The organism is Paracoccus tibetensis, assembly GCF_900102505.1.
Lineage (GTDB): Bacteria > Pseudomonadota > Alphaproteobacteria > Rhodobacterales > Rhodobacteraceae > Paracoccus > Paracoccus tibetensis.
In genome coordinates this window covers 1-22,282 of record NZ_FMVT01000012.1, presented here as the reverse complement: position 1 = coordinate 22,282, position 22,282 = coordinate 1, and the positions used below count along the sequence as shown (strand labels likewise).

The window sequence follows — 22,282 nt, the reverse complement described above, 5'->3', positions numbered from 1 at the left end:
GGGGTTGATTTAGGTCTGGGTTCCGCCGGGGGAAACGGCGATAAGCGCGCAGGTTTTGTGCGGGGATGCACATGAGGATCGAGAGTTGGGACGATCTGCGGGCGGCGCTGGCCGTGGCGCGGTCGGGGACGGTCAGCGGGGCGGCGGGGGTGCTGGGGGTGCACCATGCCACGGTGATCCGGCGCATCGACGCGCTGGAGGCGGCGCTTGGCGCGAAGCTCTTCCAGCGCCACCCGCGGGGCTATGCGCTGACCGAGGCGGGGCGGCTGCTGCTGGCGGCGGCCAGCGCGGCGGACGAGCGCTTCAGCCAGATGGCCGCCCAGATCGCGGGCGGCGGCGAGCGGATCGAGGGGGATCTGCTGGTCACCTCGCTGCCCGAGCTGTCCGAGATCCTGATGCCGCGGCTGACGCAGCTTCTGGCGGCCCATCCCGGGCTGCGGCTGAGCTACATGACCGATGTGCGCCTCTTCCGGCTGGACGCGGGCGAGGCGCATGTGGCGATCCGCGCCGGGGTCGAGCCGTCCGAGCCCGATTACGTCGTCCGCCCGCTCGGCCAGCTGCACCAGGCGCTTTATGCGACGCCCGACTACCTCGAGCGGCACGGGCCGCTGGACGATCTGGCCGGCCACCGCTTCGCCCTGCCGGGGCCCGAGGGGCGGGGGGCGCCCTTCATGCGCTGGCTGGCCGAGCGGCTGGCGCCCGAGGCGCGGGTGCTGACGACGAACGACGCCGAAGCGCGCGAGGCGGTGATCCGCGCGGGCCTGGCCGTCGGGCCGCTGCGGGGCGGGCGGACGGACGGGCTTGTCGAGGCGCTGCACCGGCCGGAATGGAACCCGACGCTCTGGCTGGTGAGCCATGTGGACCTGCATCGCACGCCCAAGGTGCAGGCGGTGCTGCGCGCGCTTCAGGGGCTGCTGGACTAGGGCGAAGCACTGAGGCGAGGCGCCCTGCGGCTTTCGCGCCGCAGGCGAGCGGGGCACGGCGCGGGCGGCGCTCGGGCGGCTTTTCAAGACCCCGTGGCCCGGCTAGGGTCCGCGGCGGGACGAACCGGAAGGGCAGACGGGATTGGCGCATATCATCGTCGTGGGCAACGAGAAGGGCGGATCGGGCAAGTCCACCACCTCGATGCATGTCGCCACCGCGCTCGCGCGGATGGGCCATGCCGTGGGGGCGCTGGACCTCGACGTGCGCCAGCGCAGCTTCGGGCGCTATCTCGAGAACCGGGCCGCTTTCCAGGCGCGCGAGGGGTTCGACCTGCCGATGCCGGTGATGGCGCAGCTGGGCGAGGGCCCGGACCCGCTGACCCCGGCGCTGGAGCTTCTGGAAAGGCAGTGCGACTTCATCCTGCTGGACTGCCCCGGCTCGCACACGCGGCTCAGCCAGATGGCGCATGCGGTGGCGGACACGCTGATCACGCCGCTGAACGACAGCTTCATCGACTTCGACCTGCTGGCGCGCATCTCGCCCGACGGCGACATCCTGGGACCGTCGATCTATGCCGAGATGGTCTGGAACGCCCGGCAGATGCGGGCGCAGGCGGGGGCGGGGGCGATCGACTGGCTGGTGCTGCGGAACCGGCTCGGCACGCAGCAGATGCACAACAAGCGCAAGGTCGGCGGCGCGCTGGCCAGCCTCTCCAAGCGCATCGGCTTCCGCGTGGCCCCCGGCTTCTCGGAGCGGGTGATCTTCCGCGAGCTGTTCCCGCGCGGGCTGACGCTGCTCGACATGAAGGACGTAGGCGTCGAGACGCTGAGCATGTCCCACATCGCCGCGCGGCAGGAGCTGCGCGACCTCATCGGCGAGCTGCGCCTGCCCGAGGTGGCGGTCTCCTTCTGAGCGCAGCCCGAGCCGGGCATGACCCCGGGGCTTGACCGGCCGCACCCGGCACCCCAGCTGAAGGCGATGCGCTTCATGGCGCAGCCGCCCCTGCTGCCCCGCGGAGAGTTCGATCCGGCGCTGCCGCCGTCGCCGGTCCAGCAGGCCATCCGCCGGGCCTGCGGCCTGACGATCTGAGCGCACCAAATGAAAAGGGCCGCGACGCTGCTGCGTCGCGGCCTTCTGGCATCGTGGTGGGGCAGGCTCAGGCGAGCATGCCGACCGGGTTTTCCAGGTGCTTGACGATCGCGTCCAGAAGTTGGGCGCCGAGCGCGCCGTCGATCACGCGGTGATCGACCGAGAGGGTCATCGACATCACGTTGCGGATGACGACTTCGCCCTTTTCCACGACCGGAGTCTGGATGCCCGCGCCGACGGCGAGGATCGCGCCATGAGGCGGGTTGATGACCGCATCGAAGTTCTCGATCCCGAACATGCCAAGGTTGCTGATCGCGAAGCTGCCGCCCTGGTATTCATGCGGGGCGAGCTTCTTCGACTTGGCGCGCGAAGCGAGGTCCTTCATCTGGGCCGAAAGAGCCGAGAGCGTCTTGGTCTCGGCGTCCTTCAGGACCGGGGTGAAGAGGCCGCCTTCGATGGCGACCGCAACGGCCACATCCGAGGGTTTCAGCTTCAGGATCCGGTCGCCGGCCCAGACCGCGTTCGCGTCCGGCACCTCTTGCAGCGCCAGCGCGCAAGCCTTGATGATGAAGTCGTTGACCGACAGCTTCACGCCCCGGGCTTCCAGCTGCTTGTTGAGCGTGCCGCGGAACTCCATCAGCGCGTCGAGTTTCGCGGACTTGCGCAGGTAGAAATGCGGGATGGTCTGCTTGGCCTCGGAAAGGCGGGCGGCAATGGTGCGGCGCATGCCGTCGAGCTGCACCTCGGTCGTCTCGCGATCGGCGAACATCTTCTGGACAGCCTCGGTCGACAGCCCCTTGGCCGGTGCGGGGGCCGAGGGTTCCTTTGCCGGGCTGGCATGGGCGATGGGCGCCTTGTCCGCGCTTTCGGCCTTGGCGGGGGCGGCGCCGGGTTGGGCGTTCTCGACATCGACCTTGACGATCCGGCCGCGCGGGCCGGAGCCCTTGATCTGGGACAGGTCCAGCCCCTTGTCCGCCGCGATGCGGCGGGCGAGGGGGGAGGCGAAGACGCGCTCGCCGTCCTTGCCGCCGCTGGCGGCGGGTTTGGCATCCGACGATTTCTGCTCGCCAGCCACGGGCGCGCCGATGGGGCCGCCATAGCCCTTTTCGGCCGGCTCGGGTTCCTGGCTCGGGGCGGCCTCGGCCTTGGGGGCCGGAGCGGCGTCAGCGGCCGAGGCGTCCTCGCCGTCTTCCAGCAGCATAGCGATGGGGGTGTTGACCTTCACCCCGGCGCTGCCTTCGGCGATGAGGATCTTGCCGATGGTCCCCTCGTCCACGGCCTCGAACTCCATCGTGGCCTTGTCGGTCTCGATCTCGGCGATCACGTCGCCGGACTTGACCTCGTCGCCTTCCTTGACCAGCCACTTGGCCAGCGTGCCCTCTTCCATCGTGGGAGAGAGCGCGGGCATCAGGATTTCCACGGGCATCTGCGGCTCCTCTCAGCGATAGGTGACTTTGCGCGCGGCCTCGACCACCTCGGCGGCGGTGATGAGCGCGTGCTTTTCGAGATTCGCGGCATAGGGCATGGGAACGTCCTTGCCGGTGCAGTTGATCACCGGCGCGTCGAGATAGTCGAACGCGTTCTCCATGATATAGGCCGAGAGGTGGTTGCCGATGGCGCCGACCGGGAAGCCCTCTTCCACGGTGATGCAGCGGTTGGTCTTCTTCACCGATTCGATGACGGTTCCGTAGTCGATCGGGCGCAGGGTCCTGAGGTCGATCACCTCGGCCTCGATCCCGTCCTCGGCCAGCTTGCTTGCCGCCTCGAGCGCGTGGGCCATGCCGATGCCGAAGCTGACGATGGTCACGTCGCTGCCCTTGCGGGCAATGGCGGCCTTGCCGAAGGGGATGGTGAAGTCGGGCAGGTCCGGCACCTCGAAGGAGCGGCCGTAGAGGATCTCGTTTTCAAGGAAGATGACCGGGTTCGCGTCGCGGATCGCGGTCTTCATCAGGCCCTTCGCGTCGGCGGCGGTGTAGGGCATGACGACCTTGAGGCCGGGGATCGCGGCATACCAGGCGGCGTAGTCCTGGCTGTGCTGGGCGCCCACGCGGGCGGCGGCGCCGTTCGGGCCGCGGAAGACGATGGGGCAGCCCATCTGGCCGCCGGACATATAGAGCGTCTTGGCGGCCGAGTTGATGATGTGGTCGATCGCCTGCATGGCGAAGTTGAAGGTCATGAACTCGACGATGGGGCGGAGGCCGGCCAACGCCGCGCCCGTGCCGATGCCGGCGAAGCCGATTTCCGAGATGGGGGTATCGACGACGCGGCGGGGGCCGAACTTGTCCAGAAGGCCCTGGCTGATCTTGTAGGCGCCTTGGTATTCGCCGACTTCCTCGCCCATCAGGAACACGGTCTCGTCGCGCTCCATCTCTTCGGCCATGGCTTCGCGCAGGGCTTCCCGCACGGTCATGGTCTTCATCTTGGTGCCCTCGGGGTAGTCGGGGCTGCGGTCCGGCTCGGGCGTCTTGACCGCTTCCACGGCGGATTTGCCGGGCTGGCCCTTGTCGTCCGGGCCTTCCTTGGTCGAGGGCGAGGCGACCTGCGCGGGGGCCTTCTCGGCGGTCTCGGTCTTCACGTCGTCGGCGGACTCGCCTTCTTCCACCAGAACGGCGATGGGCGTGTTGACGGCGACGCCCTGCGTGCCTTCCTCGATCAGGATCTTGCCGAGGATGCCCTCGTCGACGGCCTCGAATTCCATCGTGGCCTTGTCGGTCTCGATCTCGGCGATGATGTCGCCGGACTTGACCGCGTCGCCTTCCTTCTTCAGCCATTTCGCCAGCGTGCCTTCCTCCATGGTCGGCGACAGGGCGGGCATCAGGATTTCGGTTGCCATGGTGCGTCCCCCTCAGGCGTTCTCGGTCGCGCTGCCTTGCGGCAGGTTCTCGGCATAGATGTCGGTCCACAGCTCCTCGAGCGCAGGCTCGGGGCTTTCCTTGGCAAATTCGGCCGAATCGTTGACGATGTCCTTGATCTCCTTGTCGAGCGCCTTCAGCTCGTCCTCGGAGGCGTGGTTGCCGGTCAGCAGCATCTCGCGGACATTCTCGATCGGGTCGCGCTCGTCGCGCATCTTCTGGACCTCGTCGCGGGTGCGGTACTTCGCCGGGTCCGACATAGAGTGGCCGCGGTAGCGGTAGGTCATCACTTCGAGGATATAGGGGCCCTTGCCCGCGCGGCAGTGGGCGACGGCCTTCTCGCCGGCGGCCTTGACGGCCAGCACGTCCATGCCGTCCACCTGCTCGCCCGGAATGCCGAAGGCCTCGCCGCGGCCAAACAGGCTGACCGACTTGGTCGAGCGCTTGACCGAGGTGCCCATGGCGTACTGGTTGTTCTCGATCACGAAGACGACCGGCAGGTCCCACAGCTCGGCCATGTTGTAGGTCTCGTAGACCTGGCCCTGGTTCGCCGCGCCATCGCCGAAATAGGTGAAGGTGACGTTGTCGTTGCCCAGATACTTGTCGGCAAAGGCCAGGCCCGCGCCGAGCGGAACTTGCGCGGCGACGATGCCGTGGCCGCCGTAGAAATGCTTCTCGCGGCTGAACATGTGCATGGAGCCGCCCTTGCCCTTGGAATAGCCCCCCTCGCGGCCGGTCAGCTCGGCCATGACGCCGCGGGCTTCCATGCCGCAGGCCAGCATGTGGCCGTGGTCGCGATAGGAGGTGATGCGCTTGTCGCCCTCTTTCGCGCAGGCTTCGAGCCCGACGACGACGGCCTCCTGGCCGATATAGAGGTGGCAGAAGCCGCCGATCAGGCCCATGCCGTAAAGCTGGCCGGCCTTCTCCTCGAAGCGGCGGATCAGCAGCATGTCGCGGTAGTACTTGAGCAGCTCGTCCTTGGAGACGTTCGCGGGAGCGTCCTTCGCGGAGCTCGGTTTCCTGGCCATGCGGATGGATCCTCCTGAGGCGTGGTCGGGATAGTTCAGCGTTAAACTATCCGTAGCCTATCACCCGGAGGGGTGCAATGGCGGTCGGGCGGCGGGCTGACGGCGGCGCTGGACCTTGCCGGGCGCGGCCGCCGGAGGCAGTCCGGCCCCTGCGCCTGCTGGTCGAGGGAGCCGTGGCGGCACTGCCTTTCAGCGGCAGCTTGTCGGGCAGGCAAGAGGAGGCTAGCGCAGGATCACCTCGTCCGGGCGGACGAGGCCGAGGACCTCGCGGGCCTGCTCGTCAAGGAGGTCGAGGTCGAGATAATCGTCCGAGAGGCGGCGGGTGAGGTTCTGCATCTGGCTCACCTCGGCGCGGAGCGCGTCGCGCTGCGCCTCGAGCTCGGCCGTCTCGGCCTCGATCTGGATGCGGCGCAGGATGCCCGAGGGGCCCTGGACGGCCGCGAAGGCGAAGTAGAGGCCGAGGCCGCAGGTCAGGACGATGAAGGCGATGGCGCCGATCGACAGGCGTTGGGGCATGACGTGTTTCCTCGTGGCGTCGGCATCATAGCGCGGCGGCGGCGGGTGGGGAATCCCCTCAGCTTCCGGCGCGGGCGGCGAAGAGGCGTTCGAGCCGCGCGGCCTCCTCGGCAAGGCCGAAGGGCGGGTTCAGCACGAACATGCCCGAGCCGGTCATGCCGTGGCCGGCGCGGGCGGGGGGAAAGCGGACCTCGGACAGCAGCGCCTCGGGATGGGCGGCGACGAGGGCGGCGGTCATGCCGAGATGCCGGTGGTCCTGAAGGATGGGATACCAGAGGGCGACGACGCCGACGTTCCAGCGCCGCGCGATGCCGGCGATCTGCCGAGGGATGGCGTCGTAATCGGCCTTCACCTCGTAGCTGGGGTCGATCAGCATCATGCCCCGGCGGGGCGTCGGCGGGCAGAGGGCGCGCGCCATCTGGAAGCCGTCGATCCGGTGGAGCGTGGCGAAGCCGGCGACGGGGTGCAGCGCCTCTGCCTCGGCCGGGTGCAGCTCGGCAAGGTGGGCGCGGTCGTCATGGCGCAGGAAATGCGCGGCGACGAGGGGCGAGCCGGGATAGGCCGTGCGTCCGCGCCGGGCGCGGGTCGCGGCAACGGCGCGCATCAGCGGGTGGTCGCTGGCCAGCCAGCCCTCGGCTTCAGCGCGGTTGAACCCGGCCTCGGCCTCGCCGGTCTTGCGGGCCTCGAGCGCGTCGAGCCGGTAGAGGCCGCGGCCGGCATGGGTCTCGAGATAGCTGAGCGGCTTGTCCTTGCGCGTCAGGTAGTCGAGCGCGCAGGCCAGAAGCGCGTGCTTGTGGAGATCCGCGAGATTTCCGGCGTGGTAGGCGTGCTGGTAGCTGAGCATGGCCCCGATTAGCGCGCCGGCAGCGGGGCGGGAAGGCTCAATCGGCGCGCTCGATCTCGGATTTCGACTTCAGGACTCGGTCGCCGTCCTCCTGCTCGATCATGTAGGCGGGGTCGTCCTTGCTGGCCTTGCGCTTGATCTTGCTGCCCTTGATCGTGCGCTCGACATCCTCGGTGAAGATCTCGGTGATCTTGCCCGTCGCGGTGCTGCCGGACCAGTTCCAGCGGACCTTCGTGCCCTTGCGGAATGACATGCATCTCTCCTCGGCTTGCCTGACGGGCAATGCGCGGAGGGCGGCTTGGTTCCGGGGCGTGAAACGAAACGCGGCCGCGCCCAGGGAGGAGGAGGGGCGCGGCCGCTGAACGCTGGCCCAGGGAGGAGGAGGGGCCGCGTTTGGGGTGCGGTACCGGCCAGGGAGGAGGAGGGCCAGGACCGCATAGCGCCACACCCAGGGAGGAGGAGGGGCAGGCGCATCGGGTTGCCGCAGATGGGGCGGCTATGAGGTGCGGCGCCTCCAGGGAGGAGGAGGGGAGGCGCCGCGTAACGCTGGCCCAGGGAGGAGGAGGGGCCGCGTATGGGGCGCGGTGCCGGCCAGGGAGGAGGAGAGGCCGGAACCGCTTGCGCCCGGCCCAGGGAGGAGGAGGGGCAAGGCGCATCTGGGTGCCGCAGATGGGGCGGCTATCTAGTGCGGCGCCTCCAGGGAGGAGGAGGGAGGCGCCGCTGAACGCGAAGGCCCAGGGAGGAGGAGGGGCATCCGCGCTATCTCGGGGCAGCTTGCGCTGCCGGGGTCTTACTTCGCCGCGCCCCAGGCCGCTTCATGGGCCAGGCGGGTGATCATCGAACGGCTGATCCCCAGATCGGTCAGATCGCGGGTGGTCAGGGCGTTCAGTTCGCGGACCGTCTGCCGATAAACGGCGCGGCGGGCACGGTGTTCCTGCATGCGCTGGATCGCGGTCAGCAGGCGGCCACGCAGGCCGGCGTCGGCGGCAGTGTTGTGAGCCTGGGCGATAACAGCCATATTGCGTCCTTTCGGTTCATCCGGCTGGCACCTGACCCGGATGGCCCGGCGCCTTTTCTTGAGACCAATATTGCCCTTTCGCTGCGAGTGCACAATGGACGCTTCGCCAATGCTGCCATGCGGCAAGTGCATGACTAAAGCTGACCTACTGTTGCATTTGTGCTTGAAAAATTAACAGAAAATTGACGCTACAAAATCGTTAGCGATCACGCCGCAGCTGCAAATTCGCGTATTCTGAGAGGGTTAATCGGCGGATGGCACGACTTGTCGCAGGCGCTTGAGGGCGGGGGGCGGATCGTCCATGCTGCAGCCGAACCCAAGTCACGGAACCGTCACATGCCCATCACCCGCGAAGCTGTCCTAGGGGAACTTGCCCCCATCGTCCTTCCGGGGGGTGGAACGCTCGGCGCGGCGGACCTGATCCGGGCGCTGGTGGTCGAGGACGGGCTGGTGCGATTCGTGCTCGAGGTGGCCGATGCCGAGGCCGCGCGCGCCATGGCGCCGGTCGAGGCCGAGGCGCGCGCGCGGCTCATGCGCCTGCCGGGGGTCGAGAAGGTCCAGGTCGTCATGACGGCGCCGACCAAGCCGCAGGCCGCGCCCACGCTGAAGGTCGGCGGGCACCCGACGCCGCAGGCCGGGCCGCAGCCGATCCCCGGCGTGCGCCACATCATCGCCGTCGGCTCGGGCAAGGGCGGGGTTGGGAAGTCTACCGTCACCTCGAACCTCGCGGTGGCGCTGGCGCGGGCGGGGCGGCGCGTGGGGCTGCTGGACGCGGACATCTACGGCCCCTCGCAGCCGCGCATGATGGGAATCAGCGGGCGCCCCGCCAGCCCGGACGGCCAGCGCATCGAGCCGCTGCACGCGCATGGCGTCACGGTCATGTCCATCGGCCTCATGCTGAAGGAGGGCGAGGCCGTCGTCTGGCGCGGGCCGATGCTGATGGGCGCGATGCAGCAGATGCTGCAACAGGTGATGTGGGGCGAGCTGGACGTCCTGCTGATCGACCTGCCGCCGGGAACGGGGGACGTGCAGCTGAGCCTCTGCCAGAAGGCGCCGGTCAGCGGCGCGATCATCGTCTCGACGCCGCAGGATGTCGCGCTTCTGGACGCCCGGCGCGCGATCGACATGTTCGGCAAGCTGAAGACCCCGGTCCTGGGCCTCGTCGAGAACATGTCGACTTATATATGTCCCAATTGCGGCCACGAGGCGCATCCCTTCGGCCATGGCGGGGTCGCGGTTGAGGCCGAGACCTTGGGCCTGCCGTTCCTCGGCGAGCTGCCGCTGGAGCTGGAGGTCCGGCTCGGCGGCGATTCGGGACGGCCAGTCGCCCTGGGTGAGGGCCCGACCTCCGAGGCCTACGCGCGGCTGGCCGACCGGCTGGTCAAAGGCGGGATTGCCTGAGGCTGACATGCCCCTTCGGTGGGATTTCACGGGAAGCCGAGGCCGGCGCAGCGGGACGCAAAAACGGGCCCAGAATGCGCTCTCGTTTTCGTGAGCTTTCGTGAGCTCCTATCCGTAATTTCCATGTCGCGGGATGATCTTGTGCTTGACGCAGGCATATGTGTGTCTGCCGTGCAGCAGAGCGCGAGAAAAAGCACCTGGTGGTGCCGCTCAGCGCAGTCTCCACATCTTGTGTGCTTTGGCGGCAACGCACGCAACTTCTGGGCGAGTTCTTCAGATGTTCGTGAGATTCGCGGCATCTACAGCCTCTTCTTCCCCTGCGCAGACTCGCCGACGCCCCCAAAAATCCATTGCCTCCCATGAATTCCCATGTCACAACGAACTCACGAAAACGGGCAGTGAGTAAGGGGCAAGAAGACCCCGCTGAAGGCGAAGCAGGCTTCATACAGGCATCCGTTTTCCAATAGAGAGCCGTCCGCGCGTGCGAGCAGCACCTCCCCCAGGTGGCGCGCGACAGGATGGCCAACCAACCCCGCAAAGGGGCCCGGTAACGGGAACGAGGGCGGCGGATCGGGCAGTGGCAGCGGCCCGATCCGCCCTTTCTCTTTCGGGCGGGCGAAAGAGCGGACAGTGAGGGGGCGGGCGCAAGGTGGCGCGGAAGTTCAGAGGCACCGAAACCGTCAAGGTGGATGGAAAGGGTCGCATGTCGGTCCCGGCCCGTCTGCGGCGGGTCTTCGACGCCGGCGATCCGGGCTTCTCCTCGTCCTCGGCCGGACGCACGCAATTGGTGGCCGTCTACGGCCCCGACTGGTGGAACTGGATCGAGCTCTACACCATCGACGCCATCGAAGAGATCGACGCCCAGATCGACCGCCTCACGCGCGGCAGCCAGGAACGGCGCTGGCTGGAACTGCTGATGAACGGGCAGTCCACCGATCTCGAGATCGACCGAGAGGGCCGGCTGGTCCTGCCGCAGAAGCTGCGCGAGAAGCTGCGCTTTTCCGAGGGTACCGAGACGATCTTCGAATCGCGCGGCGATTACATCCAGGTCTATCACCCGGACGAGCGGCCCAAGGACGTGGCCGCGCTGGAGGATTTCGCCGCCAGCAAGGGGCCGGAATTCGATCCGCGCGCCTTCCTCGATGCCGCCGCCTCCGGGCCGGGCGAGGACTGAGCCGTGGCGGCACCCCATCTTCCCGTCCTGCTGAAACCGCTTCTCAGGGCCGTGGCGCCCGTCCGCGGCACCTGGCTTGACGGCACGTTCGGCGCGGGCGGCTATGCGCGCGGCCTGCTGGACGCCGGTGCGGACCAGGTGATCGGCCTGGACCGGGACCCGTCGGTCTTCGCGATGGCGAAGGCCTGGGCCGGCGACTACGGCGAGCGGCTGCGGCTGGTCGAGGGCACCTTCTCGCAGCTCGACGCCCTGGCGGGCGCGCCGCTGGACGGGGTGGTGCTGGATCTCGGCGTCAGCTCGATGCAGCTGGACCAGGCCGAGCGCGGCTTTTCCTTCCTGCGCGACGGGCCGCTCGACATGCGGATGGGCGGGGACGTGCCGTCCGCGGCCGAGCTTCTGAACAGCGCCGAGCAGGACCAGATCGCGGACGTGCTCTACCATTACGGCGAGGAGCGCGCGGCCCGCCGCATCGCCAAGGCCATCGTCGCGGCGCGCCCGCTGACCCGCACCTCGGAGCTGGCCGAGATCGTGGCCGGCTGCCTGCCGCGGCCCAAGCCCGGGCAGAGCCATCCCGCGACCCGCAGCTTCCAGGCGATCCGCATCTGGGTCAACGACGAGTTCGGCCAGCTTGTCGCGGCCCTTTCGGCGGCCGAGCGGGCGCTGAAGCCCGGCGGGCAGCTGGCCGTGGTCAGCTTCCACTCGCTGGAGGACCGGATCGTGAAGCGCTTCATGCAGGCCCGCGCCGATGCGGGCGGGGGCGGAAACCGCTACGCGCCGGTGCAGCAGACCCAGGAACCGGCCTTCACGCTGCCCTTCCGCCGCGCCGTCGGCCCCGATCCCGACGAGCTGGACGAAAATCCCCGCGCCCGCAGCGCCCTTCTGCGGGTGGCCGTCCGCACCGAGGCGCCCGCCGGCAGCATCGACGCCCGCGCGCTGGCGATGCCGCGCCTGCCCGGCAAGGAGCGCGGCTGATGCGCTCGCTGACCTATCTGCTCTGCGTGCTGACGGTGATGGGCCTCGCCTTCTGGGCCTATCGCGAGAATTACGCGACGCAGGCCTCGATCGGGGAGATGTCGCAGGTCCGGCGCGAGATCGCCGCCCTGCGCGACGAGCTGGGCATCCTGCGGGCCGAATGGGCCTATCTGAACCGCCCCGACCGGCTGCGCGAGCTGGTCGACCTGAACTTCGAGCGGCTGCAGTTGGTGCCGCTGGAAGCCGGGCAGCAGATGGACCTGCGCCACATCGACTACCCCAAGCCCCCGCCGCCGCCCGAACCCGAGCTTGCCGACCCCGCCACCCCTTCCCCCACGGAGACACAGCCATGATCCGCACCCCCCTGCGCCCCCTGGCCCGCATCCTTCGTGCCCGCGAGCGCGGCGAAAACCCGGACGACATCGAGGCCGAGAACCGCCGCCGCCGCCACGAGGAGATCCAGGCTCGGGCCCATCGCCGCGCCGAGGGGCGGCTGCTGCTGATGGCCGGCCTGTTCGCGATGGCCTTCGCGACGGTGGGGGTCCGCATGGGGGCGCTGGCCTCGAGCCAGCCGACCGAGCCGCGGGCCGAGGTGCTCTCGGCCCAGATCATGTCGCAGCGGGCCGACATCACCGACAGGCGCGGCCGGGTGGTCGCGACGAACCTCCTGACCCATTCGGTCTATGCCCATCCCCACCAGATGGTCGATCCCCTCGGCGCCGCGAGGGGCCTCGCCCGCATCTTCCCCGACCTCGACGAAGAGCGGCTGACGCGCGACTTCACCGGCGAGCGCAAGTTCATGTGGATCAAGCGCAAGATCAGCCCCGAGCAGATGCAGGCGGTCCATGACCTCGGCGAGCCGGGCCTGCTGTTCGGCCCGCGCGAGATGCGCGTCTACCCCAACGGCGATCTGGCCGCCCATATCCTCGGCGGCTCGGGCTTCGGCAACGAGGGCGTCAACAGCGCCGAGGTGATCGGCATCGCCGGCGTGGAAAAGGCGTTTGACGCCTGGCTGCGCGATCCGGCGAACGAGGGCGCGCCGCTGGCCCTGTCGATCGACCTGACGACGCAGCAGGCGATGGAGGACGTCCTTTACTCCGGCATGCGGCTGATGAACGCCAAAGGCGCGACCGGCATCCTCATGGAGGTGAAGACCGGCGAGATCCTCGCCATGGCGAGCCTGCCCGATTTCGACCCGAACGACCGCCCGCGCCCGCTGCTGAAGGGCGATCCTTCGGACAGCCCGCTCTTCAACCGCGCGGTGCAGGGGCAGTACGAGCTTGGCTCGACCTTCAAGATCTTCCCCGTCGCGCAGGCGCTGGACCTGGGGCTGATCAATCCCTCCTCGGGGATCAACGCGCAGGCGCCGATGCGGATCGGGCGCTTCCTGATCAACGACTTCCACAATTACGGACGCGAGCTGTCGGCGACGGACGTGATCGTGAAATCCTCGAACGTGGCGACGGTGCGGATCGCGCAGATGATCGGGGTCGAGCGGCAGAAGGACTTCCTGGAGAAGCTGGGCCTCTTCGTGCCGACCACCATCGAGATGGTCGAGGCGCCGACGGGCCAGCCGCTGGTGCCGCAACGCTGGCCGGCCGTGACCTCGGCCACGGTCAGCTTCGGGCACGGGCTGGCTGCCAGCCCGCTGCACCTGGCGGCCGCCTATGCGACCATCGCGAACAACGGCCGCCGCGTCACGCCGACGCTGGTGCATGGCCGCCAGCGCCCCGAAGGCGAGCAGGTCCTGTCGCCGCGCGCCGCCGCCATGTCGGTGGACATGCTGCGGCAGGTGGTGACGCGCGGCACCGCGCGCGGCGCCGACGTGCCGGGCTACGAGGTCGCGGGCAAGACCGGCACCGCCGACAAGCCGCGCGCCTCGGGCGGCTACTACAAGAACAAGGTGATCGCGACCTTCGCCTCTGTCTTCCCGGCCTCGGACCCCGAATACGTGCTGATCGTGGCGCTGGACGAGCCTTCGACCCAGACCGCGGGCGGCGGCGAGAGCCGCACCGCCGGCACCACCGCCGTGCCCGTCGCGGCCGAGGTGATCCGCCGCATCGCGCCGCTGCTGGGCCTCGAGCCGAAGACCGACGAAAACCTGCCGAGCATCGCGCCGCGATTCGAGCCGCGTGTTGAACCCGGCGAGCCCGGTGAGATAAAGCTCGTCGCGAACCAATGAGGGGCAGGACGTGACGACGGGAACGAGGCTGTCGCAGCTGGGGCTGCGGGCAAGGGACGGGCGCGATCCCGAGATCACGGGCCTCTCGCTCGACAGCCGGCAGGTCAAGCCCGGCCACCTGTTCGCCGCGCTGCCCGGCTCGGCCCTGCATGGCGGCGAGTTCATCCAGTACGCGCTGCGGATGCAGGCGGCGGCCGTCCTGACCGACCGCGCGGGGGCCGAGATCGCGGCTGACGTGCTGGCAGGCTGGGACGGCGCGCTGGTCGTGGCCGAGGATGCCCGCGCCGCCTTGGCCGGCGCCGCCGCCCTGTGGTTCCGCGAGCAGCCCGCGCATGTGGTGGCGGTGACGGGCACCTCGGGCAAGACCTCGGTCGCCAGCTTCACGCGGCAGATCTGGCAGGGGCTGGGCCACAAGGCGATCAGCCTCGGGACGATGGGGGTCGAGGGCGACTTCCACGCGCGCCTGGCGCATACGACGCCCGATCCGCTGACGCTGCACCGTGTCCTGGCCGAGGCGGTGGCGGCGGGCGTCACCCATGCCGCGATGGAGGCTTCCTCGCACGGGCTGGACCAGCGGCGGCTGGACGGGGTGCGGGTCGAGGCCGGCGCCTTCACCAATCTCAGCCAGGATCACCTCGACTACCACGCCGGCTTCGACGAGTATTTCGCGGCCAAGGCGCTGCTCTTCAACCACATCCTCGAGGATGGCTCGGCCGCGGTGATCAACGTGGACAGCCCGCGCGGTCGGCAGATGGCGGACATCGCGACGGATCGCGGGCTGGCGCTGACGACGGTCGGGACGGGCGAGGGCGCGATGCTCCGCATCCTCGGCCAGCGCTTCGACGCGACGGGCCAGGACCTGCGCTTCTCGGTCATGGGCCAGACCCACATGGTGCGCCTGCCGCTGATCGGCGGCTTTCAGGCCGAGAACGCGCTGGCGGCGATGGGCCTCTGCCTCGCGGCGGGCGATTCGGCGGAAGCCATCATCCGCGTCCTGCCCGAACTGGTGACGGTCCGCGGCCGGATGCAGCTGGCCGCGCAGCGGGCGAACGGCGCGGCAGTCTTCGTGGACTACGCCCACAAGCCCGGCGCGGTGATCGCGGCGCTGCAATCGCTGCGCCCGCATGTGCTGGGCCGGATCATCTGCATCATCGGCGCGGGCGGGGACCGCGACACCGGCAAGCGCCCGCTGATGGGCTCCGCCGCGCGCGAGCATGCCGACGTGGTCATCGTGACGGACGACAACCCGCGGACCGAGGACCCGGCCGCCATCCGCGCCGCCGTGATGGAAGGCGCAGGCCCCGAGGCGACCGAGGTCGCCGACCGGGCCGAGGCGATCCTGCGCGGCGTCGATGCGCTGCAGCCCGGCGACGCGCTGCTGATCGCGGGCAAGGGGCACGAGACCGGCCAGATCATCGGCACCGACGTCTATCCCTTCGACGACGCCGAACAGGCCTCGGTCGCGGTGGCCGCGCTGGACGGCACGATATGAGCGCGCTCTGGACAGCCAAGGACGCCGCCGCCGCCACCGGCGGGCGGGCGCAGGGGGATTGGAGCGTCACGGGCGTCTCCATCGACACCCGCACGATCCAGCCGGGCGATCTGTTCGTCGCCCTGTCGGCGGCGCGCGACGGGCACGACTTCGTGGCGCAGGCGCTTGAGAAGGGCGCCGCCGCCGCGCTGGTCAGCCGCATCCCCGAGGGCTGTGCCCCGGACGCCTCGCTGCTGGTGGTCGATGACGTGCTGACGGGCCTCGAGGCGCTCGGCCGCGCGGGCCGCGCCCGGATGGGCGGCAAGGTCGTCGCGATCACCGGCTCGGTCGGCAAGACCTCGACCAAGGAGATGGCGCGGATCGCGCTGGCGGGGCAGGGCGTGATCCATGCCGCCGAGGCCAGCTACAACAACCATTGGGGCGTGCCGCTGACTCTGGCGCGGATGCCGGCCGACGCGGACTTCGCGATCATCGAGATCGGCATGAGCAACCCCGGCGAGATCGCGCCGCTCTCGCGCCTCGCCCGCCCGCATGTCGCTTTGATCACCACCGTCGGCGCCGCGCACCTGGAGGCCTTCGGCGCGATCGAGGGCATCGCGCGCGAGAAAGGCGCGATCTTCGAGGGGCTGGAGCCGATCGGCACCGCCATCCTGCCCGAGGACCTGCCCGTGACCCAGATCCTGCGCGATTGCGCGGACGCGGCCGGCGCGGTGGTCATCGGCTTCGGCAAGGACGGCATGGCCCGCCCGCTGAGGATCGAGCCGCAGAACGGCGCCCTCGCCTGCCGCGCCCGCATCACCGGCGAAAGTGTCGGATTTACGCTGGCAACCACCGGCCAGCACTTCGTCATGAACGCGGTCGGCGTGCTGGCGGCGCTTTCGGCGGCCGGCGCGGACCTGACCAAGGCCGCCGCCGCCATCGGCGACTGGCAGCCCCCCAAGGGCCGCGGCGCGGTCGAGGCTCTGGGCGGCATCCGCCTTATCGACGACGCCTTCAACGCCAACCCGACCTCGATGGCCGCGGGCCTCGCGACGCTGGCGGGCCTGCCCGGCCGGCGCGTCGCAATCCTCGGCGACATGCTGGAGCTGGGCGCGGACGAACTGGCGATGCACCGCGCCCTGGCCACCGACCCGGCGATGGACGGCATCGCGCTGGTCCATTCGGCCGGCCCGCGGATGCGGCACCTGCACGACGCGCTGCCCGAGGAAAAGCGCGGCGCGTGGCGCGAGACGGCCGCGGAACTGGCGGCCGACGCGGCAGCGCTGGTGCGGCCGGGCGACGTGGTCCTGGTCAAGGGCTCGAAATCGTCGCGCATCTCGGCCGTAGTGGACGCCCTGCGAGCCCACCTGGCCCAAGAAGAAAAGAAGGAGTAGCCATGCTCTACTGGCTCAGCAGCCTCTCCGAGGGCGGGGACGTCTTCAACCTCTTCCGCTACATCACCTTCCGCGCTGGGGCAGCCTTCTTCACGGCGCTGTTCTTCGGCTTCCTCTTCGGCGGCCGGATGATCGCATGGCTCCGGCGCGTGCAGAAGAAGGGCCAGCCGATTCGCGACGACGGTCCCGCAGGGCACCTGGCCAAGGCCGGCACCCCCACGATGGGCGGCATCCTGATCCTGTCGGCGCTGATCTTCTCAACCCTGCTCTGGGCGCGGCTGGACAACGGCTATGTCTGGATCGTGCTGCTGGTGACGATGGGCTTCGCCGCCATCGGCTTCGCCGACGACTATGCCAAGGTCACCAAGCAGAACACCAAGGGCGTCAGCTCGCGCATCCGCATGCTGCTGGGCCTCGCCATCGCGGCAGCCGCGGCGGTGGCGGCGGCCAGCCTGCACCCGGCGGCGCTTACCGGCCAGCTGGCGCTGCCGGTCTTCAAGGACGTGCTGATCAACCTCGGCTGGATCTTCGTGCCCTTCGCGATGATCGTGATCGTTGGGGCGGCCAACGCGGTGAACCTGACTGACGGGCTCGACGGGCTCGCGATCATGCCGGTGATGATCGCGGCCGGCACGCTCGGCGTCATCGCCTACACCGTCGGCCGCGTCGACTTCACCGAATACCTGGGCGTCCACCACGTCCCCGGCACCGGCGAGATCCTGATCTTCGTCTCGGCCCTGATCGGCGGCGGGCTTGGGTTCCTGTGGTACAACGCCCCCCCGGCGGCCGTCTTCATGGGGGATACCGGCTCTCTCGCCCTCGGCGGCGCGCTCGGCGCCATCGCGGTAGTCACCAAGCACGAGATCGTCCTTGCCATCGTCGGCGGCCTCTTCGTGGTCGAGGCGCTTTCCGTCATCATCCAGGTCCTCTACTTCAAGCGGACCGGCAAGCGCGTCTTCCTGATGGCCCCGATCCACCACCATTTCGAGAAGAAGGGCTGGGGCGAGGCGCAGATCGTGATCCGCTTCTGGATCATCGCCCTGATCCTCGCCCTGATCGGCCTCGCCACTCTGAAGCTGCGCTAGTCCTGCTTTGATCTTCAGATATCCCGCGGGGGGTTGCCGGTCGGTACGCCACCGGTTCAAGAACCGGCCGGCGACGGGCGCGAAGCCCTCGCCTCTTGCCACAGGAGCCGCACATGATCCCCGTAGAAGGCGTCGAAGACCAGACCATCGCCGTTCTCGGCCTCGGCCGATCGGGCAAGGCCACCGCTGCCGCGCTGGCCGCCGGCGGCGCCCGCGTCATCGCTTGGGATGACGGGCAGGATACCCGCGAGGCCGCCGCCGCCGAGGGGCTGGACCTCGTCGACCTGACCCGCCCCGCGGCGTGGGAGGGAGTTGCGGCGCTTATCGTCAGCCCGGGAATCCCGCATCTCTATCCGCGCCCTCACCCGGCCATCGCGCTTGCCTACGAGCTGGGCGTGCCGGTGGACAACGACATCGGCCTCTTCTTCCGCAGCTACGCCACCAACGAATGGGGCGAGTTCGAGCGTGCGCCGCGGGTGATCGCCGTCACCGGCTCGAACGGGAAGTCCACCACCACGGCGCTGATCCATCACATCCTGACCGAATGCGGACGGCCCAGCCAGATGGGCGGCAATATCGGCCGGGGCGTCCTGTCGCTGGAGCCCGCGACGGATGGCGAGGTCGTGGTGCTGGAGCTGTCCTCTTACCAGACCGAGCTGGCCCGCGCGCTGACCCCGGATGTCGCGGTCTTCACCAACCTCTCGCCGGATCATCTGGACCGGCATGGCGGGCCGGGCGGCTATTTCGCCGCCAAGCGCCGGCTGTTCGCCGAGGGCGGGCCGGACCGCGCCGTGATCGGCGTCGACGAGATCGAGGGGCGGTTCATCGCCAACCAGCTTTCAATGGGGCCGCGCGACGACCGGGTCATCCGCGTGTCCTCGGGGCAGAAGCTGGACAAGGGCGCCTGGACCGTCTTCGCGCGCAAGGGTTTCCTGTCGGAATACCGCAAGGGCCGGCAGGCGGCCTCGATCGACCTGCGCGAGATTGCGGGCCTGCCCGGTGCGCACAACCACCAGAACGCCTGCGCCGCCTATGCGGCCTGCCGCGCCGTGGGCCTTGCGCCGCGCGACATCGAGGCGGCGTTCCACAGCTTCAAGGGCCTGCCGCATCGCAGCCAGCTGGTCGCCGAGATCGGCGGCGTGCGGTTCGTGAACGATTCGAAGGCGACCAACGTGGATGCGGCGGCCAAGGCGCTGGATGCCTTTCCGCGCATCCGCTGGATCGCCGGCGGCCTCGGCAAGGACGGCGGCATCGCCGCGCTCGCCCCGCATCTGGCGCAGGTGGTGAAGGCCTATCTCTACGGCCATTCGGCGCGCGACTTTGCGCTGGAGCTGGGCGCCACGCCGCATGAGGTCGTCGAGACGCTGGACGAGGCCGTCGCCCGCGCGGCAGCCGAGGCCGAGGCGGGCGAGACGGTTCTCTTGGCCCCCGCCGCCGCCAGCTTCGACCAGTATCCGAACTTCGAGAAGCGCGGCGAGCATTTCGTCCGGCTGGTCGAAGCGCTGCGTTGATCACGCCCAGGAGGGCGGGCGCTTCTCGAGGAACGCCTTGATGCCCTCGGCGGTGTCGGCGTCCATGAGGTTGGCGCACATGATCCCGGCCGCCTCGCCATAGGCCGCCTCCAGCGTCCGGTCCTGAAGCTGTCGGAAGGCGCGCTTGCCGAGGCGCACGGCCGTCGGCAGCTTGGCTGCGATCGTCCGCGCCAGCTCCATCGTCGCCTCCGCCAGCTGCTCAGGCGGGACCACGCGGTTCAAAAGGCCCAGCTCGTGCGCCCGCTCGGCCGGGATGAATTCGCCCGTCACCAGCATCTCGAAGGCAGCGCGGGGCGGGATGGCGCGGGTCAGGGCCACCATCGGCGTGGTGCAGAAAAGCCCGATATTGATGCCGTTGACCCCGAAGCGTGCCCGTTCGGCCGCGACGGCCAGATCGCAGGAGGCGACCAGCTGGCAGCCGGCGGCGGTCGCGACCGCCTGAACCTCGGCGATAACGGGCTGGGGCAGGGCGACGATCTGCTGCATCAGCGCGCTGCACTCCTCGAACAGCCGGCGCACGGCGGATGCCTCGCCCGCCAGCGCCTGCAGCTCGCGCAGGTCGTGGCCGGGGCAGAAGGCGCGACCCTCGGCGGCCAGGATCACGACACGGATCGTCTCGTCGTCCGCGATCGCGTTCAAGGCGCGTCGCAGCGCGGCGATCATCCCGGCTGACAGGGCGTTGTGGCGGGACGCATCGGACAGGACCAGCCGGGCAATGGCGCCATGATCCTCGCGCCGCAGCAGATCGGGCATCTTGAACTCCTCCTCTTTTGCGGAAAGCGTAAGCGGCAGGGACGTGCAGGGGGAAGCATGAAGATCGTGATGGGGGCCGCGGCACTGAACGCATATCTGGCCGAGGTCTTTCCGCAGCTGAACGGCAGCTTCTCCATCGAGGACGTCGACGAGGTCCGGCTGGCCGCCCGGCTGCACGTGACCGAGGCGCATCTGCGGCCCGGCGGCACGGTCAGCGGACCCGCGATCTTCGCGCTGGCGGACCTTGCCATCTATGGCGTGATCCTGTCGCGGATCGGGCAGGTGCCGCTGGCGGTGACGACCAGCGCCTCGGTCGACTTCCTCAGAAAGCCCGCGGCGGGACGTGACCTGCTGGCGGTATGCCGGCTTCTGAAGCTGGGTCGGCTGCTGGCCGTGGCCGACGCGCTGATCCGCTCCGACGGGAGCGAGCCGCCCGTCGCCCGCGCCTCGATGACCTACGCGATTCCGCAGAAATGACCGCCGCACCGGGGGGCTGCGGCGCGGTATTCTGTTACCTATCTTTCAAACCGCTGATCTTGCACGGCAATATCGCGCTTCCCGATCTTGACGCATCGGGCGGCTTCCCTGATATAGGCGCATCTCGAATATCACGACCCTGAAGGGACGACAGATGAAGACCTATACCGCGAAACCGGCGGAGATCGAGAAGAAGTGGATCCTGATCGACGCCGAGGGCGTCGTTCTGGGCCGCCTCGCCACGATCGTCGCCAACCGCCTGCGCGGCAAGCACAAGCCGACGTTCACGCCGCACATGGACATGGGCGACAACGTCATCGTCATCAACGCCGACAAGGTGCAGATGACCGGCAACAAGCGTGACGACAAGAAATACTACTGGCACACCGGCCACCCGGGCGGCATCAAGCACCGGACCGCGCGCCAGATCCTGGAAGGCGCCCATCCCGAGCGCGTCGTCACCAAGGCTGTCGAGCGCATGATCAGCCGCAACAAGCTGGGTAAGCTGCAGATGACCCATCTGCGCGTCTATGCGGGCGAAGACCACCCGCATGAGGCACAGCAGCCCGAGGTTCTGGACGTGAAGGTCCTGAACAAGAAAAACACGCGGAGCGCATGATCATGGCCGAAGACATCAAGACTCTCGACGATCTGAAATCGGTCGTCTCGGGCGGTGCCGCCGTTGCCGAGGCTCCGCGCCGCGAGGCGCAGCGCGACGAGCTGGGCCGCTCCTACGCGACCGGCAAGCGCAAGGACGCCGTGGCCCGCGTTTGGGTGAAGCCCGGTTCGGGCAAGGTCACCGTGAACGGCAAGGCCATCGACGCCTACTTCGCACGCCCCGTGCTGCAGATGATCCTGAAGCAGCCGTTCGAGGTTGCCGGCGTCGTCGGCCAGTTCGACGTGCAGGCGACGGTCAAGGGCGGCGGGCTCTCGGGTCAGGCCGGCGCGGTCAAGCATGGCATCAGCCAGGCGCTGCAACTGTACGAGCCCGGCCTGCGCGCCGCGTTGAAGGCGGCAGGCTTCCTGACCCGCGACAGCCGCGTCGTCGAGCGGAAAAAATACGGCAAGGCGAAGGCCCGCCGCAGCTTCCAGTTCTCGAAGCGCTGAGCTTTCCAGCATCGACATCATCAAGGGCGCGCCGCAGGGCGCGCCCTTCGTCATTTCCGCTGCCTTCTGGAGGCGCCTCGAGGGCCTGCGCGCCGGCCGAAGTGAAAAAGACAAATGCGCGCAATGGGTTGCAAGTTTTCTGCAAGGCTCCGTCATTTTTCTGTCGTTTTGGACTTGCGGGTGGGTGCGTGTCTCCGTAAATACCGCTTCACCGAAGGCGGGAACGCTGGAGGGGCCGGGAAGGGGAGCGCTGCGAGGCGCGGGTCTGGACCGGAAGAGATTTTGGGAATGGATGACCGGGCTGGGCGTCGAGAGATTGGCGCTTGATCCGCGATTTTGTTTCCTCTGCTTTTTGACATTGATGGATATCTGAAGAGATATGCGGGCGGTTTGGTCGGTTTTCGACCTTGAAGCTTGCATGTCGGCCCTCTAGCGCAAGCGATGATGAGGGTGTCAGCTTCAC

Annotated in this window: 24 protein-coding genes; 15 read left to right on the top strand and 9 right to left on the bottom strand. The window is 69.0% G+C overall.

The annotated features are described in order from the left end of the window. Positions 1–71 precede the first annotated feature (71 nt). The 3 genes from BLP73_RS15440 (at position 72) to BLP73_RS19455 (ending at position 2,013) form a co-directional block, all read left to right on the top strand. The gene (locus BLP73_RS15440; RefSeq protein WP_090746901.1) at positions 72–923 is read left to right on the top strand and encodes a LysR family transcriptional regulator; all 852 of its coding nucleotides are present in this window, start codon (positions 72–74) and stop codon (positions 921–923) included. A 142-nt stretch (positions 924–1,065) separates the two neighbouring features. Then, positions 1,066–1,836 carry a division plane positioning ATPase MipZ gene (locus BLP73_RS15435; protein ID WP_090746697.1) on the top strand — a complete coding sequence of 257 codons (771 nt, stop codon included), beginning with the start codon at positions 1,066–1,068 and terminating at the stop codon, positions 1,834–1,836. Between the two features lie 18 nt (positions 1,837–1,854). Then, positions 1,855–2,013: a hypothetical protein gene (locus BLP73_RS19455; protein ID WP_245686693.1), complete on the top strand. Its 159-nt coding sequence runs from the start codon at positions 1,855–1,857 to the stop codon at positions 2,011–2,013. Between the two features lie 67 nt (positions 2,014–2,080). Here BLP73_RS19455 and BLP73_RS15430 read toward each other — a convergent pair whose 3' ends face one another. From BLP73_RS15430 to BLP73_RS19790, 7 genes are all read right to left on the bottom strand, one after another. Continuing rightward, positions 2,081–3,439: a pyruvate dehydrogenase complex dihydrolipoamide acetyltransferase gene (locus BLP73_RS15430; RefSeq protein ID WP_090746694.1), complete on the bottom strand. Its 1,359-nt coding sequence runs from the start codon at positions 3,437–3,439 to the stop codon at positions 2,081–2,083. A 12-nt stretch (positions 3,440–3,451) separates the two neighbouring features. Next, a complete protein-coding gene (locus BLP73_RS15425) occupies positions 3,452–4,846 on the bottom strand; it encodes a pyruvate dehydrogenase complex E1 component subunit beta (RefSeq protein ID WP_090746691.1) in 1,395 nt (464 codons plus the stop codon). Positions 4,847–4,858: 12 nt separating this feature from the next. Beyond that, positions 4,859–5,893: a pyruvate dehydrogenase (acetyl-transferring) E1 component subunit alpha gene (gene pdhA / locus BLP73_RS15420; RefSeq protein WP_090746688.1), complete on the bottom strand. Its 1,035-nt coding sequence runs from the start codon at positions 5,891–5,893 to the stop codon at positions 4,859–4,861. A 222-nt stretch (positions 5,894–6,115) separates the two neighbouring features. Beyond that, complete coding sequence (locus BLP73_RS15415) at positions 6,116–6,409, bottom strand: FtsB family cell division protein (RefSeq protein ID WP_090746685.1); 294 nt, start codon at positions 6,407–6,409, stop codon at positions 6,116–6,118. Positions 6,410–6,467: 58 nt separating this feature from the next. Beyond that, entirely contained in the window at positions 6,468–7,253 is a 786-nt protein-coding gene (gene rlmJ, locus BLP73_RS15410) for a 23S rRNA (adenine(2030)-N(6))-methyltransferase RlmJ (RefSeq protein ID WP_090746682.1), read from the bottom strand. A gap of 37 nt (positions 7,254–7,290) precedes the next feature. Further along, positions 7,291–7,506 (bottom strand): hypervirulence associated TUDOR domain-containing protein, encoded by a 216-nt coding sequence (locus tag BLP73_RS15405; protein ID WP_090746679.1) that lies wholly within the window; start codon positions 7,504–7,506, stop codon positions 7,291–7,293. A 537-nt stretch (positions 7,507–8,043) separates the two neighbouring features. After that, on the bottom strand, positions 8,044–8,403 hold the full coding sequence (locus tag BLP73_RS19790; protein WP_245686692.1) for a DUF1127 domain-containing protein: 360 nt from the start codon (positions 8,401–8,403) through the stop codon (positions 8,044–8,046). Positions 8,404–8,607: 204 nt separating this feature from the next. Here BLP73_RS19790 and BLP73_RS15395 point away from each other — a divergent pair, with 204 nt between their 5' ends. The 9 genes from BLP73_RS15395 (at position 8,608) to murD (ending at position 19,461) form a co-directional block, all read left to right on the top strand. Further along, positions 8,608–9,672 (top strand): Mrp/NBP35 family ATP-binding protein, encoded by a 1,065-nt coding sequence (locus BLP73_RS15395; RefSeq protein WP_090746676.1) that lies wholly within the window; start codon positions 8,608–8,610, stop codon positions 9,670–9,672. Positions 9,673–10,375: 703 nt separating this feature from the next. Beyond that, positions 10,376–10,846 carry a division/cell wall cluster transcriptional repressor MraZ gene (locus tag BLP73_RS15390; protein ID WP_245686691.1) on the top strand — a complete coding sequence of 157 codons (471 nt, stop codon included), beginning with the start codon at positions 10,376–10,378 and terminating at the stop codon, positions 10,844–10,846. A gap of 3 nt (positions 10,847–10,849) precedes the next feature. Next, positions 10,850–11,818, top strand: coding sequence for a 16S rRNA (cytosine(1402)-N(4))-methyltransferase RsmH (rsmH, locus tag BLP73_RS15385; RefSeq protein WP_090746671.1), 969 nt, complete (start codon positions 10,850–10,852; stop codon positions 11,816–11,818). Beyond that, positions 11,818–12,171 carry a cell division protein FtsL gene (gene ftsL, locus BLP73_RS15380; protein WP_090746667.1) on the top strand — a complete coding sequence of 118 codons (354 nt, stop codon included), beginning with the start codon at positions 11,818–11,820 and terminating at the stop codon, positions 12,169–12,171. The genes rsmH and ftsL overlap by 1 nt, the downstream gene beginning before the upstream one ends. Next, positions 12,168–14,000: a peptidoglycan D,D-transpeptidase FtsI family protein gene (locus tag BLP73_RS15375; protein ID WP_090746664.1), complete on the top strand. Its 1,833-nt coding sequence runs from the start codon at positions 12,168–12,170 to the stop codon at positions 13,998–14,000. Before ftsL ends, BLP73_RS15375 begins: the two co-directional genes overlap by 4 nt. Positions 14,001–14,010: 10 nt before the next feature. Beyond that, on the top strand, positions 14,011–15,492 hold the full coding sequence (locus BLP73_RS15370; protein ID WP_090746662.1) for a UDP-N-acetylmuramoyl-L-alanyl-D-glutamate--2,6-diaminopimelate ligase: 1,482 nt from the start codon (positions 14,011–14,013) through the stop codon (positions 15,490–15,492). Next, a complete protein-coding gene (locus tag BLP73_RS15365) occupies positions 15,489–16,865 on the top strand; it encodes a UDP-N-acetylmuramoyl-tripeptide--D-alanyl-D-alanine ligase (RefSeq protein ID WP_090746659.1) in 1,377 nt (458 codons plus the stop codon). The genes BLP73_RS15370 and BLP73_RS15365 overlap by 4 nt, the downstream gene beginning before the upstream one ends. 2 nt (positions 16,866–16,867) lie before the next feature. After that, on the top strand, positions 16,868–17,950 hold the full coding sequence (mraY, locus tag BLP73_RS15360; protein WP_090746656.1) for a phospho-N-acetylmuramoyl-pentapeptide-transferase: 1,083 nt from the start codon (positions 16,868–16,870) through the stop codon (positions 17,948–17,950). A gap of 95 nt (positions 17,951–18,045) precedes the next feature. Continuing rightward, entirely contained in the window at positions 18,046–19,461 is a 1,416-nt protein-coding gene (gene murD, locus BLP73_RS15355) for a UDP-N-acetylmuramoyl-L-alanine--D-glutamate ligase (protein ID WP_342672091.1), read from the top strand. Here murD and BLP73_RS15350 read toward each other — a convergent pair whose 3' ends face one another. Continuing rightward, the gene (locus BLP73_RS15350; protein WP_090746650.1) at positions 19,462–20,235 is read right to left on the bottom strand and encodes an enoyl-CoA hydratase; all 774 of its coding nucleotides are present in this window, start codon (positions 20,233–20,235) and stop codon (positions 19,462–19,464) included. 57 nt (positions 20,236–20,292) lie between these two features. On the opposite strand from BLP73_RS15350, the gene BLP73_RS15345 reads away from it, so the two are divergent. From BLP73_RS15345 to rpsI, 3 genes are all read left to right on the top strand, one after another. Continuing rightward, on the top strand, positions 20,293–20,712 hold the full coding sequence (locus BLP73_RS15345) for a PaaI family thioesterase (protein ID WP_090746647.1): 420 nt from the start codon (positions 20,293–20,295) through the stop codon (positions 20,710–20,712). Positions 20,713–20,866: 154 nt separating this feature from the next. Beyond that, complete coding sequence (gene rplM, locus BLP73_RS15340; RefSeq protein ID WP_090746644.1) at positions 20,867–21,331, top strand: 50S ribosomal protein L13; 465 nt, start codon at positions 20,867–20,869, stop codon at positions 21,329–21,331. 2 nt (positions 21,332–21,333) lie between these two features. Continuing rightward, complete coding sequence (gene rpsI, locus BLP73_RS15335; protein ID WP_090746896.1) at positions 21,334–21,819, top strand: 30S ribosomal protein S9; 486 nt, start codon at positions 21,334–21,336, stop codon at positions 21,817–21,819. A gap of 208 nt (positions 21,820–22,027) precedes the next feature. On the opposite strand, the gene BLP73_RS19625 is transcribed toward rpsI, so the two are convergent. After that, on the bottom strand, positions 22,028–22,282 hold a 255-nt coding region (locus BLP73_RS19625), incomplete at its 5' end, for a hypothetical protein (RefSeq protein WP_217630701.1).

Bases quoted from the DNA above. Each gene is read 5' to 3' on its own strand.
- rlmJ (WP_090746682.1), bottom strand. From the start codon at position 7,253: ATGCTCAGCTACCAGCACGCCTACCACGCCGGAAATCTCGCGGATCTC.
- BLP73_RS15425 (WP_090746691.1), bottom strand. From the start codon at position 4,846: ATGGCAACCGAAATCCTGATGCCCGCCCTGTCGCCGACCATGGAGGAA.
- BLP73_RS15345 (WP_090746647.1), top strand. From the start codon at position 20,293: ATGAAGATCGTGATGGGGGCCGCGGCACTGAACGCATATCTGGCCGAG.
- BLP73_RS15375 (WP_090746664.1), top strand. From the start codon at position 12,168: ATGATCCGCACCCCCCTGCGCCCCCTGGCCCGCATCCTTCGTGCCCGC.
- ftsL (WP_090746667.1), top strand. From the start codon at position 11,818: ATGCGCTCGCTGACCTATCTGCTCTGCGTGCTGACGGTGATGGGCCTC.
- BLP73_RS15350 (WP_090746650.1), bottom strand. From the start codon at position 20,235: ATGCCCGATCTGCTGCGGCGCGAGGATCATGGCGCCATTGCCCGGCTG.
- pdhA (WP_090746688.1), bottom strand. From the start codon at position 5,893: ATGGCCAGGAAACCGAGCTCCGCGAAGGACGCTCCCGCGAACGTCTCC.
- BLP73_RS19455 (WP_245686693.1), top strand. From the start codon at position 1,855: ATGACCCCGGGGCTTGACCGGCCGCACCCGGCACCCCAGCTGAAGGCG.
- BLP73_RS15430 (WP_090746694.1), bottom strand. From the start codon at position 3,439: ATGCCCGTGGAAATCCTGATGCCCGCGCTCTCTCCCACGATGGAAGAG.
- BLP73_RS19790 (WP_245686692.1), bottom strand. From the start codon at position 8,403: ATGCACTTGCCGCATGGCAGCATTGGCGAAGCGTCCATTGTGCACTCG.
- BLP73_RS15395 (WP_090746676.1), top strand. From the start codon at position 8,608: ATGCCCATCACCCGCGAAGCTGTCCTAGGGGAACTTGCCCCCATCGTC.
- BLP73_RS15365 (WP_090746659.1), top strand. From the start codon at position 15,489: ATGAGCGCGCTCTGGACAGCCAAGGACGCCGCCGCCGCCACCGGCGGG.
- mraY (WP_090746656.1), top strand. From the start codon at position 16,868: ATGCTCTACTGGCTCAGCAGCCTCTCCGAGGGCGGGGACGTCTTCAAC.
- rpsI (WP_090746896.1), top strand. From the start codon at position 21,334: ATGGCCGAAGACATCAAGACTCTCGACGATCTGAAATCGGTCGTCTCG.
- BLP73_RS15405 (WP_090746679.1), bottom strand. From the start codon at position 7,506: ATGTCATTCCGCAAGGGCACGAAGGTCCGCTGGAACTGGTCCGGCAGC.
- BLP73_RS15440 (WP_090746901.1), top strand. From the start codon at position 72: ATGAGGATCGAGAGTTGGGACGATCTGCGGGCGGCGCTGGCCGTGGCG.
- BLP73_RS15415 (WP_090746685.1), bottom strand. From the start codon at position 6,409: ATGCCCCAACGCCTGTCGATCGGCGCCATCGCCTTCATCGTCCTGACC.
- BLP73_RS15390 (WP_245686691.1), top strand. From the start codon at position 10,376: ATGTCGGTCCCGGCCCGTCTGCGGCGGGTCTTCGACGCCGGCGATCCG.
- rplM (WP_090746644.1), top strand. From the start codon at position 20,867: ATGAAGACCTATACCGCGAAACCGGCGGAGATCGAGAAGAAGTGGATC.